This window comes from Aggregatibacter aphrophilus ATCC 33389 (assembly GCF_900636915.1).
Classification (GTDB): Bacteria; Pseudomonadota; Gammaproteobacteria; order Enterobacterales; family Pasteurellaceae; genus Aggregatibacter; species Aggregatibacter aphrophilus.
Window position 1 is genome coordinate 997,857 of the sequence record NZ_LR134327.1, and the last position, 15,550, is coordinate 1,013,406.

Here is a 15,550-nt window from a genome sequence, read left to right on the forward strand (position 1 = left end):
TAATTCAGACAGAGAGTTGAAACTTACATGACAAATACAACACAAAATTTTCCTATTGAGGAACAACAAAGCCACGTTAAACAAGCTTTCGTAGGACTACAAATGCTTTTTGTAGCGTTTGGCGCTTTAGTTTTAGTACCGTTGATTACCGGCCTTGATGCAAATACCGCCCTGCTTACTGCTGGTGTCGGCACCCTGTTATTCCAACTTTGTACAGGCAAGCAAGTGCCGATTTTCCTCGCTTCTTCTTTTGCATTTATCGCACCTATTCAATATGGCGTAACCACGTGGGGCATTCCTGTCACCATGGGCGGTTTGGTCTTTGCGGGTTTGCTTTATGTCGCCTTGAGCGCGTTAGTGAAAATTCGTGGCGCAGCAGCATTAGAACGTATTTTTCCACCGGTGGTCGTCGGTCCGGTCATTATCATCATCGGTATGGGATTAGCCCCTGTGGCCGTGGATATGGCATTAGGTAAAAATAGCGCTTATCAATATAACGACGCGGTATTGGTCTCTATGGTGACCCTGGTGACCACCCTGTGCGTAGCCGTTTTCTCAAAAGGCATAATGAAATTAATTCCAATCATGTTCGGCATCACTGTGGGTTATATTCTATGCCTTTTCATGGGATTGATTAATTTCCAACTTGTTTTAGATGCTCCATGGTTTAGTTTACCAAATCTAACCGCGCCTGAATTTAAACTGGAAGCCATTTTATATTTGCTACCGATCGCCATTGCACCAGCAGTAGAACACGTTGGCGGCATTATGGCCATTAGTTCTGTCACCGGCAAAGATTTTCTTAAAAAACCCGGATTACACCGCACCTTACTCGGTGACGGCATTGCCACCAGCGCAGCATCTTTGTTAGGCGGACCACCAAACACCACCTATGCTGAAGTGACCGGCGCAGTCATGCTGACCCGCAACTTTAATCCAAATATCATGACATGGGCAGCTGTTTGGGCAATTGCTATTTCTTTCTGTGGAAAAGTCGGCGCATTTCTTTCTACCATTCCGACCATTGTCATGGGTGGGATTATGATGTTGGTGTTCGGCTCTATTGCTGTTGTGGGCATGAGCACACTCATTCGTGCGAAAGTGGATGTCACCGAAGCCCGAAACTTATGTATCATCGCAGTTGTGATGACGTTTGGGATCGGCAATATGTTCGTGGATGTGGGTGGCGTTTCCTTAAAAGGCATCAGCTTATGTGCCGTTGTTGCCATCATTTTGAATTTGGTGTTACCAAAAGCCAAAAACGAAATTGCATAGCATAAATACTTAACCGTCATTAGCGGATAGGAAAAATATCCGCTAATGACTTTCTAAATTGAAAAATTTCGTTTATTCTTACCGCACTTTGATAACCACACCTTAGGTGTCTGATTTGGCCGAACCGCATTTTCAACTTCCTTTGCCTATTCATCAATCGGATGATGAAACGTTAGAAAACTTCTATGCAGAAAATAATCTGCTACTCCTTAATTCACTACAAAAAAATTTCTTACAACTTCATCAGCAATTTTTCTATCTTTGGGGTAATAAAGGGAGCGGAAAAAGCCACCTACTAAAAGGCGTTTGTCAGCATTATCTTGCGCAACAGCGTCCGGCATTATATGTCCCGTTAAACAAAGCCCAATATTTCTCTCCTGCCGTATTAGAGAACCTTGAACAGCAAGCCTTGGTTTGTTTGGATGATTTGCAGGCAGTCATCGGCAATGCCGAATGGGAAGTCGCCATTTTTGATTTAATTAATCGCGTGCGGGAAACCGGCAGAACATTGTTAATAATGAGCGCCGATCAATCCCCCGCCAATTTACCGGTGCAACTACCGGATTTGGCTTCCCGATTAACCTGGGGAGAGGTGTATCAGCTTGCGCCGTTAAACGATAAGCAAAAAATAGACGTGTTACAAAAAGCCGCTTATCAGCGCGGTATCGAATTGCCTGATGAAACGGCTAATTTTTTGTTTAAGCGCTTGGAACGGGATATGAAAACCTTGTTTAATGCGTTGGAAAAACTCGATCAAGCCTCGTTACAAGCACAACGCAAATTAACCATCCCTTTCGTCAAAGAAATTTTGGCGTTATAACAGCCAATGTTACAACCATCTGCGGGTATCTTGGCAGTACGCCGTAAATGCATCACCGAAAATCTTTCGCAAACTTTCCTCTTCCCGCTTAATTTGAAACTCGGTGATATACCACACAAATAGCAACACACCTAATATTGCTGACAACGAACCAAGGTAACAATTCCACGCCAATAAAACAAACACCAAGCCTAAATACATCGGATTACGGCTATATTTATAAATTCCATTAGTCACTAATTGTGAAGCATTTTCGACTTTTAGCGGATCAACTGTGGTTTTGGCTAATAAAAATTGTAAGACGCTCGCCATGCCGATAACACAACCAATCCCGCCTAAGAGAATTACCAACCACCACGGCATCGAAAATTGCCAAATAGGTGGGAGAATTTTCATTAACAAAGCACAGAAGACAAAAATTAATGGAGGCGGAATAGGGATTTTGCGTTGATGAGTAGCCATGATGTTCCTCGTTGAAATTATTAAAAGAAAGGCTTGGAGAACCAAGCCTTAAAAACTATAAATTATTTAACCGCACTTGAATAAGTTGCTGTTCTAACGGAGAGGCGTGTTGTTGTGCTTGTTGATAACTCGCCTTGGCTGCCTCTTTATCGCCTTTGGCCAATTGAATGTCACCGGCTAAGATGTTTTTCGCCCCGCTCCAAGCCTGCTCTTTCACCAATTTCAGGCTATCCAACGCCGGATCGAACTGTCCTAATTGGAATTGCACGGAAGCCAAACGCAACGCTGTAATGGAAGATAAAATATCATCAGTGGATTGCGCCATAGCTTGTTTTAAAGCGTCTTCTGCCAGAGTGAAATCATTGTTCTCTACAGCAATTTTAGCCTTATCTAACAAAGCCAACACCGCATAACTCGTTTTTTCATGATTTTTAATGAACTGACTAAACTGTTCCGCTTGTGCTTTCGGATCTTTTGCGTAATTAAATAACGCCTGTTCGTACTCTGCAGAAGCTGAATGTATTTTTTGGATTTGATGCGACTGCCAATAATTCCAACCGAATACACCGCCAAAGGCAATGACAAAACAAACAATAATAAATTTATAATTTTCGTTCCACCATGCTTTGATAGCACTCAGTTCTTGTTCTTCTTCAATGGTATAAGCCATTTTTCTTTCCTTATTTAAGTGTATTTTTAATATGTGATGTAATATCGGCGAATGCAACGGCGGTTTGCTCACCCTGTTGCAACAAGTCTTTCACCACCACTTGTTGGTTCTTCACTTCTTCTTCACCAATCACTAAAGCCAACTTCGCACCGGTTTTATCGGCACGTTTAAACTGTTTCTTAAAGTTACCGCCACTGCAATGCAACATCGTGCGTAAGTGCGGTAATTCTGAGCGAAGTTTTTCAGCCAAGTTAAATGCGGCAATAGTTGTGTCTTCACCTTGATAAACAACATAAAGATCCACCGCTCTTGGTAATTCGATGTGCGGATTCACTTCTTGTACCAACAACACCAAACGTTCCAAGCCCATGGCAAAGCCAACGCCGCTAGTGGTATGACCGCCCAACTGTTCTACCAAACCATCATAACGGCCGCCACCGCACACCGTGCCTTGCGCACCCAATGCGGAAGTCACCCATTCAAAAACGGTTTTATTGTAATAATCCAAACCACGCACCAGTTTTTGATTGATTTCGTACTGAATGCCGAGGTTGTCTAATAAAGCACATAATTGGGCAAAATGTTCACGGGACTCGTCATCCAGGTAATCATGTAATTTAGGCGCATCGTTTAACACCTCTTGTACCCGTTGATCTTTACTGTCTAAAATCCGTAACGGATTGGTGGTTAAGCGGCGCTTGCTGTCTTCATCTAAAATATCGATGTGGTTTTGCAGAAAATCGACTAACGCTTGACGGTAATTTTTACGAGCGTCTAACGAACCGATAGAGTTCAGCTGAAGAGTAACGTGGTCAAAAATGCCTAAATCTTTCCATAAACGTGCAGTCAATGCGATCAGTTCTGCATCAATTTCCGGGTTTGGAATACCGAAAATCTCTACACCCACTTGATGAAACTGGCGATAGCGGCCTTTTTGCGGACGTTCATAACGAAACATCGGTCCCATGTACCACAAACGCTGTTCCTGATTATACAGCAAACCGTGTTCAATACCAGCACGCACACAACCTGCCGTGCCTTCCGGACGAAGAGTTAAACTTTCTTCATCACGGTCGTCGAAAGTAAACATTTCTTTTTCGACAACGTCAGTGACTTCCCCAATCGCACGCGCAAAAAGCGGTGTACTTTCTACGATCGGCATACGGATCTCGGCATAACCATACGCGCTCAAAACTGACCGCACTTTGCTCTCGACCCATTGCCACAACGGGGTGTCTGTCGGTAAGCAATCATTCATACCACGAATTGCTTGAATTGTTTTTGCCACAATAAATTCCTGTGTTTATAAAAATTAAAGAATACGATTTTTCGGATCTTGTTGTGCCACGCGGGCGCGAATTTTAGCTTCTAATTGATTGATTAAATCTTCGTTATCAAAACGTTCTTTCTGGCGTTCACCGGCAAGATAATAACCGCTTTTCTTGTTGCCGCCGGTCACACCTAAATCAGAAACCAACGCCTCACCGGGGCCATTGACGACACAACCGATAATAGACACGTCCATCGGCGTAATAATATCTTCCAAGCGCTGTTCAAGAGCGTTTACTGTGCCGATAACATCAAATTCTTGACGGGAACAGGTCGGGCAAGCAATAAAATTAATGCCACGGGAACGAATGCGTAGAGATTTTAGAATATCGAAACCGACTTTGATTTCCTCTACCGGATCGGCCGCTAAAGAAACACGTAACGTATCACCGATCCCCTCCGATAATAACATGCCTAAGCCAATAGCAGATTTCACCGCTCCGGAGCGAGCACCTCCGGCTTCGGTAATGCCTAAATGTAACGGCTGTTTAATGGCTTTAGCGAGTAAACGGTAAGACTCTACCGCCAAATAGACGTCGGAGGCTTTCACGCTCACTTTAAATTGATCAAAGTTGAGTCGATCCAAAATTTCAACATGACGCAATGCAGACTCTAACAGCGCCTGAGGTGTCGGTTCGCCGTATTTTTCCTGAATGTCTTTTTCCAGTGAGCCGGCATTTACCCCGATACGAATCGGGATATTTTTATCTTTGGCACAATCCACCACCGCACGAATACGATCTTCCCGCCCGATGTTCCCCGGATTAATACGCAAACAATCTACCCCATATTCCGCTACTTTTAAAGCGATACGATAGTCGAAGTGAATGTCGGCTACCAATGGCACATCCACTTGTTGTTTAATGAGTTTAAAGGCTTCTGCCGCATCCATGGTTGGCACGGAAACACGCACAATATCGGCCCCCACGCGCTCCAAGGCTTTAATTTGGGCAACCGTAGCTTCCACATCGGTGGTACGTGTATTGGTCATCGACTGCACTGAAATTGGTGCATCGCCCCCCACCGGCACTTTTCCTACATAAATTTTAATCGATTCTCTACGCTGAATCTTTGGTCTTTCTAACATTATTTGCTCATTATTGAGGTAATTTAAATTTCGCTACACGGCCATCAACAGTTAACGGGAAGGCTTCGCCTTTGTACGTGATTCTGACATTGCCTGGTGCACCGATAATTAAAGAATAAGGTTCTTCTTCGTTAAAACTTAATACATCGCCTTGTTTATATTCTTTTTGCGCTAAAACTTTACGATTTTTATCTTTCACGCTAATCCAACAATTACCGATAACTTCAATGTGTAAATTATCTTTCGACGCATCAGCAGTCGAAACGTTTGAATTTGCCACCGCACTTTGTTGTTCTGCCGCCGCAACTTGCGTTTCAGTTTGCGTCATGCTCAACTGCTCATTGCCGCTGATTTTGTTCATTTCTGACTGCAACACATTGCTAGAACTAGAACCTTGAACCGGTTCACTTGGTTGAGTAACAACCGCTGTACTTTCAGGAGTGCTTGGAGTAGTTGAACTCACTGTTTGAGGCTCAACTAACGGCTTTGTTTCAATTTCAATGTTTGTGCCTTTCGGCGCAGTATCCGTTAAGGTGTTTTCGATTTTCGTCGATTGTGGCACCGCAACTTCATTATTTGCTTGCTTGGCGGTTGTGGTTTCAGCAACACTATTGGTGTAAGCATTAACTAAAATATCCCGTTCCACATTGGATTGTTGATGACTTTCCCACCACCACATACCGGTCATGCCAACTACGATTAACACAACGATTACGCTTAAATACCCCACCCAATTATTATGTGATGAATACTGATTAACCGAACGGGTCGCACGGGCGTTTTTGCCTAAGTCATTTTTCTGCATATGACCGAAATTAATGGTATTCACCCAATCGCTATCTGGAATTTTTAAAAACTTGGCATAACTGCGCACATAACCACGCATAAAGGTTGATGGAATGGAATCACTAATAAATTGGTTATTTTCAATGCTTCTTAGTACGGCGGGACGTAATGAAATCTCTTTAGAGACTTGTTCAACGGTAAGATTTAAGGCTTCTCGTGCCTGACGAAATTTATCGCCTAATGTGGTTTCTCGAGTGTTTGTCTGCGGTTCTTGTGAAGTTGTTTGTGTATTCATAAACGGATGGTATTTTTCGCTAAAAATTGAGTGGTAAAGTTTAAGGTTGTCAGACGTGTTTTGCAACTGTTATATGGCGTTATTCTGCGCCTTTGGTGAAATTGTTAAACGTTTTTAAATAAAAATAAATGCTGAAAATACTCAGATAGATTGACGAATTCACGAGAGTCAAAAAAACGTTAGAAAAATCGACCGCACTTTTCATGTGATTGGTTGGGCTATTTGACGAACTGAGTTAATTTCTTGGCTCGTACCGGTTCAATCTTTTCAAGAGCAGCAAGGTTCTCTTGATAAATTTTCTGCTCTTTTGCCGATAACGCACACAGTGCAAGGTTTTCGTAGGTGTCAGCTTGATGATAATAATTCAGGCTTTTTAATGCCTGTTTAAATTGTTCATACGCGGCCTGATATTCCCCTTGTGAGCAAAGAAACGCACCGAAATTATTGAATACATCCCCTTGTTTATCATCCAGTTTAATCGCCGTTAAATACGATTGTTTGGCGTGTTCAACATCCCCTTGTTGCTGATAAAAATAGGCTAACGCGGCATGTACCAAATAATATTTTGGGGCATAAGAAAGGGCTTTATCCAAATTCAACTTGGCCTGGCTGCCATCTTGCTGCTGTAAATAGCCCAATGCCAACTCCACACGGGCTTTTGCCGCCGCTTGTTTATCAAAATCCGGAGCATCGGAATGGACAACACAGGCAGAAAACAGAAAAGGAAAAATAAATGGTACAAAACGGTAAAAAATAAACTGAATATTGACCATAATTTTTCCTCTGTTATTGAATTATTGTACTTGAACGGCGATACCTTGCCCGAAACGTTTTTTCTGTGCAGTACGTTTGGTACGATCAATGACATCACCGGCTAATTGTCCGCAAGCGGCATCAATGTCATCGCCACGGGTTTTACGCACAATCACGGTTAAACCGTACTCCATTAAGGTTTTTTGGAAACGGTCAATACGCGTGTTGGAACTTTTCGCGTAAGGCGCTTCCGGGAATGGGTTCCATGGAATCAAATTGATTTTACACGGCGTATTTTTTAACACTTCCGCTAATTGATGAGCATGTTCCACATGATCATTCACATGATTTAACATGACATATTCGATAGTCACTTTGCCGTGGTTTGCATTGGAAACACTTAAATAGCGATTCACCGAATCAATCAGCGTTTTAATATTATATTTTTTGTTTAATGGCACAATTTCGTCACGCAATTCATCATTTGGCGCGTGCAAGGAAATTGCTAATGCCACGTCAATCATTTTGCTCAAGTTATCTAACGCAGGCACAACACCTGAAGTGGATAAAGTCACGCGACGTTTAGATAGTCCGTAGGCAAAATCGTCCAACATAATTTCCATGGCCGGCACCACATTCGCCACATTCAGCAACGGTTCGCCCATGCCCATCATCACTACATTAGTAATCGGGCGCACGCCAGTGACACCAAAATTGCCGATAATTTTCGATGCGCGCCACACTTGCCCAATAATTTCCGACACCGTTAAATTGCGGTTAAACCCTTGTTGAGCGGTAGAACAAAAAGTACAGGCCAACGCGCAACCAACCTGCGAAGAAACGCATAACGTGGCACGATCCGCTTCCGGAATATATACGGTTTCCACTTGTTGATCGCCTACCTGCATCGCCCATTTAATCGTACCATCGGCAGAACGTTGTTCCACCGCCACTTCCGGGGCTTTAATTTCTGCCACAGATTTTAATTTTTCCCGTAACTTTTTGTTTAAATTGGTCATATTATCGAAATTGTCTTCACCAAAATGATAAATCCATTTCACCAATTGATCGGCGCGGAACGGTTTTTCGCCCAATTCGGCAAAAAATTCACGCATTTGCGCACGGGTTAAATTCATTAAATTGACTTTTTTTGCTACATCTGCACCGGCAGCATTGGCAATAGGTTGTTCTAACATGGGAGCCTCGTTATTACACATTACGGCAAAAACCGAAATTTTTAGGTTGTGGTCATTTAATTGGAAGCGACGACCGGATAGAAATAGGCTGCGATTGTACTGATTTCGGTTTCATTAATCTAGCAATTTCGCGGTTATCTCACAAACGTTTGGAAAAATGACCGCACTTTTTTGTGATCCCGATCGAATAACCGTAAAAAAAGTATTCTTTTTTGCAATAGATACATAAATCATGCGTCTAACTTTAGGCTTTTATTTTACTGCCAAATGATTTTGGCATTCACACAAGGAGTTATTATGACATTAAAAAAATTAACTGCATTAACCGTTTTGAGCTTAGCAATGTCTTCTGCTTATGCGTCAGACTTGCCAAATATTACTATTTTGGCTACCGGCGGAACCATTGCCGGTGGTGGGGAAACCTCCGTCAGTTCGGCCTATAAAGCCGGTCAACTTACGGTTGAGCGCTTAATTGAGGCTGTGCCTGAAATGAAAGATATTGCTAACATTAGCGGCGAGCAGGTGGTAAATATCGGTTCACAAGACATGAATGATGAAGTGTGGTTAACATTAGCAAAAACCATTAATAAGCAATGTGCCGACACGGATGGCTTCGTTATTACTCACGGCACGGATACGATGGAAGAAACCGCCTATTTTCTGGATTTAACCGTAAAATGTGAAAAACCGGTGGTATTAGTGGGCGCCATGCGTCCGGCAACAGAAAAAAGTGCTGATGGCCCGATGAATCTATACAACGCAGTGGTCGTTGCCGTAGATAAAAAATCAGCCGGCCGTGGCGTATTGGTCGCAATGAACGATCAAGTGCTCGGCGCGCGTGATGTTACCAAAATGAGCACAACCGCTGTACAAACCTTTGTTTCACCAAATTTTGGTGCGTTAGGTTACATCCATAACAGTAAAGTGGATTATGAACGCTCGCCGGAAAGCAAACACACCACGAACACACCGTTTGATGTCACTAATTTAGAGGCTTTACCAAAAGTCGGTATTGTGTATGCTTATTCCAATATGCCGACCGAACCTTTAAAAGCCTTATTAGACGCAGATTATCAAGGCATTATTAGTGCTGGCGTAGGCAACGGCAATGTCAATAAAGCGAATTTAGAATTATTGGAAAAAGCCGCTAAAGACGGAGTAACAGTAGTTCGCTCTTCCCGCGTACCAACAGGTTACACCACTCGCGACGCAGAAGTGGATGACAGCAAATACGGTTTTGTCACATCCGGCACTTTAAACCCGCAAAAGGCTCGCGTGCTGTTGCAACTCGCGTTAACCAAAACCAAAGACGTGAAGGAAATTCAGCAGTATTTTGAGGATTTCTAAAACCAGCCCTCTATCATCACAAATAAAACAACCCCATACAAATTTGTATGGGGTTAAAAAACATTTGTAAAAATGACCGCACTTTTTTTCTACACAGCAATCTCAAAGTTAGCTTTTAACCCTAAATTCACTATAATATTTGTTCGCTAACCAAGGAGAATTCCATGCCACATGAAAATCTAATCTATGCCGTCAATGCTCACCAACTCTCCAATAACGAACAAGAAAATATTATTATCCTAATTTATGCCGCCAGTGCCGAAATCGCCAAAAATCACATTACAGTTTACCAACAACAGAACCAAATTCGATTACAGTATTCTTTTCTTCCCCTACCCCTTAATACCTATTTTCAACGCCACGCCGATGAAACATTGATTGCGCAATTAAAAACAACAGCACAAGAGTTATCGGAACAGCATCCGGTTATCATTTTCAACCCTAACCAATATCGAGAAAATGAAAAAAGCACAACGGCCTGTTTAACTAAAACCGAATTCCTGCTCAGACGAGAAGATGAACGTACGCCTTTCTTATTTCAGCCTATTCCTGACACCATTAAGCCTTACCTATGGCCGGAAGATAATTCCACCGGACAATGTTATGCCATCATTAATGCCGAAGTGAGCTTTTGGTTTCCACAGCGTTTTGAGTTGGATGATATTCATTACGCTTGTTTATTTAAGGGTGAAGAAGGAGAAAAGAGAAAAAAGACTGCGCCTTATTTGTTGCACTTACCGGAAAATCACTCTTTTGTTGAAGAACTGTGCAGTGAAAGCCCGACAGGAAAGGAGCAAGAAGACGGGTTTCAGCAATGGAATAAGCCGTTTGGCTTTTTCTTTCGCTCTCATGCCACATTTGATGAGCTGTTACACCATTTCAGAAAATTTATCTATATGCCGACCTATGACGGACGCTTGCTCTATTTTCGCTTTTATGACCCGACAGTATTGGAAGACTATTTTGACCGTTTAATGTATTACCCTAAAAAAGTTGCAACGTTTTGGGGAGGCGGGTTAATTAATGCATTCATTATGCCCAAGGGAAAAAATGTGATTTGCTACACATCAAATATAGATTTTTCTCAAATAGAATCATCTAAAAAACAATTTGATCAGTTTGAAATGAGAGAAATGATTGCACAAAAAGATCAAAAATTACTAAGTCAGTTAACCGATGAAATTTTAGAAACAACACCAATTATCTCCGATTATTATAGTCGAGACATTATCCATAAAGCAGTTTCTCGATGCTATGAAATCTGTAAACAAAATAATATTATTGAAACTAGAAGTATAGGAATACTGACAATATACAGTTTGGCTTGTGGAAAAATGATTGATATTCTAGATCCCGAGCGAAAAATCCCAAGCATTTTAGAGAGTGAAATAGCCGAAATGGAAAAGCTTTATTACATTCAAGAAAGAGTCAATTTACTAGAACAACAAGGTGTTATACAAAATAAATTTGAGGAACCTCACAATGACTAGCATAACGGGAACTGCCAAATCATTTACCAATAAACATCAATCAGAGAAGATCGGTACGGGCACTGATGCTTGCCGAACAACAGTTGTTATTTATCATAGAGACACCTTGGATAAAAATAGAAAACTCCCTGTAAATATCGTAGTAATACTTTATGACGAGTCGGGTAAGCCAATTCCAGCGGCAATAGATAAATCGGGGTACAGCATTCACCCCAATGTACGTTGCGGCAAGATTTCTTGGCAGTTAGTCAGAGGTCCGTATGATGCTGTAGGCACTGAATCTTTTGACAAATCTAACATAAAACGTCAATTAACCGACAAAGATGAATCTTTTCAATTTGGGAGAAGTGACGGCTACGTTCTAGTTGAAGCCAATGGCGTTAAAAACAAAGATCCAAGAGAACAATTTATTAAACCGCTTAAAATTTCAGTATCAAGGGGGCAGGATGGTAAATCCAATGTCACCGCCATTTATCTACCTCCGCCAATGCTATTAAATTTACGATTTAAACAAAAACTTAGTAGCAAAAAAAGAAAAGAAGAAATAAATAAAATCGTTCAGCAAGTAAAAGCTGATGGTAAATCGGCTACGTTATTTATCCATGGTTTTAATGTTCCTCTTGGTGCTATTGGTCGTTTTCCAAATCCTACAGAGCTGGGGGAAAATCCAGCTTACGATTCTTTAAAAGATAGTCGTGGCATTCAAGCACCTTATTTATATTATGGAGATATTATTGGTCAGCGTGTTAGAAATGTAATTGCTGAACGTCGAAATTTTTATGAATATAGTAATAGAACTACGGGGGGCGGAGGGAGAGATATTGATGCTCAACTTAAGTCTGAAACTCAAATTATTTTTAATAGTATGGATACAAAATTTAACGGAAAAGATGCTTTAGCTTGGTTCCCTTCTGTAGAGTATTATTTAAATTTGGCAGCCTCTGGCGCAACAAGTGTTAACGTAAAGCTTAGTGATTGGACAAAATACAGTCGAATCATTGGGGTCACTTGGTCCGGAAGTGTTGATCCATCTCGAACGTTTTTTAGAGCAGAAATATATGCAAATGAGGCTGGAAGAAAGTTAGCCAAAGATATTTCAATACTACTTGAGAATAATATTCAAGTTAATATTATTACACACTCTTTAGGTGCTCGTGTTGCACTCGCCGCACTGAATATCTTAGGGGATGCAAATCAACCTAAAAAGATAAAGAATCTTATCATGCTGGAAGCAGCTGTCGCGGATAATGCTATTACGGCCAATTACACTCGAGAAAAAAATCCGGTAGCGATGGAGTTATTCCCTTTCGCTCATAAAGCGGCAGAATATGTTCGTGTTATGTATTCTCAAGAAGATGGAGTATTAGGTCCTGATAATTCTTTATTGGATTTAGATGATGGCCTTGCTTCAGACATTAGCCGTGGGGCTTACCCACTAAAATACGGAGTAATAGCAGGTAAAACAAATGCGTTTGGTGATTATTACCCCCATGGTAGTGCCATAAATAACCAACGGGCAAATGCACAGTCAGAATCCGTTCAAGCACAATGTAAATCTTATATAAAAAATAAAGATCAACGGTTTAAAGAAGTTTGTGATTATATCCTCAAGAACCAACCTAGTATAAGTAAAGCACAAATAGAAAATGAACTTAAGGCACTAATACAGAATGAGATGAAGATGGTTAATGCCGATTGGCAAACAGAATTAAAGATTTTAAGACCATGGAGTCACTTTCGTCGGTTCCCAGAAAATGAGGATTACGTTAAGCACATCACTGATATTTTGATGACTATGGTTTTTCGTAACACATGGAAACTTTCCTCAAAAGAGTTGGAAATTCGTCCAGCTTTGGGACATGTAGGGGATAAATTTACTGCACCAGTACAAAAAAATCCTAAATTGTTAAAAGAAAACCCGCCTGACAATTTCATTTCAGGATTGAAAGAAAAACAATTTTTTTACCATGATCAAAGTAGTTATTTTACTTCCCATTCAGCAATTAAAGACTTAATTTGGGAGGAAATGACACGAACGGATGCACAGCGCAAAACTATGCCGGAAACCCGTTTTTCCCGAATTTATCGGGAAACTTATAAAGAACAAATCATAGATAGATACATCATAAGAAGTGAGTCAAAATTTGGGAGATACTAATGGAAAGAAAATGGAAAATAGTTGTTTTAGTGATCGTTATCATGATTACTTTATTTATATGGCTTCGCCAGCAAACCGCCCCCGTAATTTCGCTAAGCGTTTCCACCGACGGGCGTTATGTTGTGAGCGGGCATGCGGATAGAAAAGCCCACCCATCGAAACCTATAGGGCAGTTAGTGTTGTGGGATATTGAAAAGAAAACTAAGACCGTCTTATCAAAAAATGCTAACGCCTTCAGTGCCATGTTTATTCCGGATAGCCACGAATTTATGTGGCAAGATGACAAAGATATTATCTATATGCAAAATACGGATAGGCAAGTGATTAAAAGTTTTCAGCACCCTTTCACCTTACAAAATCACCGTATAACGGCGAATAAGTCCTTTTATTTGTCCGCTGATATGTATAACCATTTATACCTAGGACAGGAGGACGCTCTAAAGCCGGTTTATACGGACGGTGCAGCTACCAGTAAACCGGTTGATTTATCCATTGTAGGCGATTATTTTTTATCTGTTACGCCTACTTGCTACGGACCAAATGATCCTGTAGCCGAAACCAATCTAACTGCAAACCCTATCAATCCAAGCGAGTATAAAAAAAGTAGTTATGATGGCGTCACTCTATGGGACAAAAATACCTTAAAACCAGTCGCTAAACTTAATGGAAATTGTGGTTCAACCAGCGGTCTAATTAGCCCGGATGGCAAATGGGTGATTACCGGTGGAGAGAATGTTGGAATTTATATGTGGGAAATCAATAATGTAAATCATCGGCTAAATCCAATTAAAATTCATAATGGTAACTCTCATGATGGAGTAAATTACTATGATGCTATTGATTCATCTCCTATAGCTGAAAAATTTAAGGATAAAATTATTTATTTAGGCCAAAATGCTGTAGCTATTGCATTTATTAACGAAAAGGATTTTATTGCTATTGGTAAAACATATATCAATGAAGATAATTATAATGTAATCCCTCTTTATGTGGTCGGGGATAATTTAATAAAAGATTTTTTAGAAATTGATAATAGCCCTACTATTTCCACTAATTACTATCAACGAAATCTCAGTGTCTCTTCTTCTCCTAAAGCTCACATTTTAGTTACAGGTCAAGCCACCGGTGGTGGAATTAATGTGTATAAATATCATCCTGAGAAAATGGAGTTAGAGAAAATCTGGGTGGCAGATTAATAATAAATCTAATATAAGAGGAAAAAAATGAGTACACTAATTTCTAATGATAAAATAACATGATTTATAATATGATTATAAAGTTCAATATTTAAGTCATTAAACCGTCCAACTTTTGCAGGCAATATCATATCAAGAGGAGATGTATGATGTTAAAGTTCATTGTAACTATTATGCTGTTTATTTTATTATTTTTCCTTTTTGGCTTTCTTATTTTTGCATTTAATATCTGTGGCTACGGCTTATTTAGTACGAAACCTGCAGAAGGATTTTTGGCGCTTACTACGGCACTGTCCGGCGTTACTACCTATGTGATCGTAACACTTTACGCAAAGTATAAAACATAAACTTGATCTGACTTGGCTCAACACGATTCTCTCCAAAAGACCGGACGCCAAATTTAAGATATAGATTATGCTCTGCTCTTACCCATTTCATTAAAAAATGATTATTAGCTGAGGTTATTAAAAAATATAATAGGGAAAAATTAGTCCTAGTTATAGCAGAAACCATAAGAGAAAGGGAGATGAACCTTCTCACTTATTTGTTGTGGGCGAACGATTAATAAAAAGCCACGTAGAAACAGGCAATATTCGAGACGTTTCCACTAACTACTTCCAACATATCAGCATACCCTCTTCTTAAAGCGCGCATTCTTGTTACAAGGTAAACTACCGGTAGTGAAA

At 40.6% G+C, this 15,550-nt stretch carries 14 protein-coding genes; 7 read left to right on the forward strand and 7 right to left on the reverse strand.

Annotated features, from left to right (window positions below):
- Positions 1-27: 27 nt before the first annotated feature.
- On the forward strand, positions 28-1,275 hold the full coding sequence (locus EL144_RS04820; protein ID WP_005703455.1) for a nucleobase:cation symporter-2 family protein: 1,248 nt from the start codon (positions 28-30) through the stop codon (positions 1,273-1,275).
- Positions 1,276-1,390: 115 nt separating this feature from the next.
- Positions 1,391-2,095 carry a DnaA inactivator Hda gene (hda, locus tag EL144_RS04825; protein WP_005701639.1) on the forward strand — a complete coding sequence of 235 codons (705 nt, stop codon included), beginning with the start codon at positions 1,391-1,393 and terminating at the stop codon, positions 2,093-2,095.
- A gap of 9 nt (positions 2,096-2,104) precedes the next feature.
- Here the strand turns inward: hda and EL144_RS04830 are convergent, their stop codons facing one another.
- From EL144_RS04830 to EL144_RS04860, 7 genes are all read right to left on the reverse strand, one after another.
- Complete coding sequence (locus EL144_RS04830; RefSeq protein ID WP_005701641.1) at positions 2,105-2,557, reverse strand: methyltransferase family protein; 453 nt, start codon at positions 2,555-2,557, stop codon at positions 2,105-2,107.
- 55 nt (positions 2,558-2,612) lie between these two features.
- Positions 2,613-3,227 carry a YfgM family protein gene (locus EL144_RS04835; protein WP_005701643.1) on the reverse strand — a complete coding sequence of 205 codons (615 nt, stop codon included), beginning with the start codon at positions 3,225-3,227 and terminating at the stop codon, positions 2,613-2,615.
- A gap of 10 nt (positions 3,228-3,237) precedes the next feature.
- Complete coding sequence (hisS, locus tag EL144_RS04840; protein ID WP_005703457.1) at positions 3,238-4,515, reverse strand: histidine--tRNA ligase; 1,278 nt, start codon at positions 4,513-4,515, stop codon at positions 3,238-3,240.
- Positions 4,516-4,539: 24 nt separating this feature from the next.
- Positions 4,540-5,643 carry a flavodoxin-dependent (E)-4-hydroxy-3-methylbut-2-enyl-diphosphate synthase gene (gene ispG, locus EL144_RS04845; RefSeq protein ID WP_005703458.1) on the reverse strand — a complete coding sequence of 368 codons (1,104 nt, stop codon included), beginning with the start codon at positions 5,641-5,643 and terminating at the stop codon, positions 4,540-4,542.
- Between the two features lie 10 nt (positions 5,644-5,653).
- Positions 5,654-6,724, reverse strand: a complete 1,071-nt coding sequence (locus EL144_RS04850) for a RodZ domain-containing protein (RefSeq protein WP_032994995.1) — start codon at positions 6,722-6,724, stop codon at positions 5,654-5,656.
- A 218-nt stretch (positions 6,725-6,942) separates the two neighbouring features.
- Positions 6,943-7,497 (reverse strand): type IV pilus biogenesis/stability protein PilW, encoded by a 555-nt coding sequence (gene pilW, locus EL144_RS04855; RefSeq protein WP_005703462.1) that lies wholly within the window; start codon positions 7,495-7,497, stop codon positions 6,943-6,945.
- Between the two features lie 21 nt (positions 7,498-7,518).
- Complete coding sequence (locus EL144_RS04860) at positions 7,519-8,673, reverse strand: bifunctional tRNA (adenosine(37)-C2)-methyltransferase TrmG/ribosomal RNA large subunit methyltransferase RlmN (RefSeq protein WP_005703463.1); 1,155 nt, start codon at positions 8,671-8,673, stop codon at positions 7,519-7,521.
- Positions 8,674-8,970: 297 nt separating this feature from the next.
- Between EL144_RS04860 and ansB the strand changes: the two genes are divergently transcribed.
- From ansB to EL144_RS04885, 5 genes are all read left to right on the forward strand, one after another.
- On the forward strand, positions 8,971-10,020 hold the full coding sequence (gene ansB / locus EL144_RS04865; protein ID WP_005701650.1) for an L-asparaginase 2: 1,050 nt from the start codon (positions 8,971-8,973) through the stop codon (positions 10,018-10,020).
- Between the two features lie 164 nt (positions 10,021-10,184).
- A complete protein-coding gene (locus EL144_RS04870; RefSeq protein WP_111297438.1) occupies positions 10,185-11,510 on the forward strand; it encodes a DUF4123 domain-containing protein in 1,326 nt (441 codons plus the stop codon).
- A complete protein-coding gene (locus tag EL144_RS04875; protein ID WP_005704779.1) occupies positions 11,503-13,668 on the forward strand; it encodes an alpha/beta hydrolase in 2,166 nt (721 codons plus the stop codon). The genes EL144_RS04870 and EL144_RS04875 overlap by 8 nt, the downstream gene beginning before the upstream one ends.
- Entirely contained in the window at positions 13,668-14,864 is a 1,197-nt protein-coding gene (locus EL144_RS04880) for a WD40 repeat domain-containing protein (RefSeq protein ID WP_005704780.1), read from the forward strand. Before EL144_RS04875 ends, EL144_RS04880 begins: the two co-directional genes overlap by 1 nt.
- A gap of 146 nt (positions 14,865-15,010) precedes the next feature.
- On the forward strand, positions 15,011-15,211 hold the full coding sequence (locus EL144_RS04885; protein ID WP_032995376.1) for a hypothetical protein: 201 nt from the start codon (positions 15,011-15,013) through the stop codon (positions 15,209-15,211).
- Positions 15,212-15,550 lie beyond the last annotated feature (339 nt).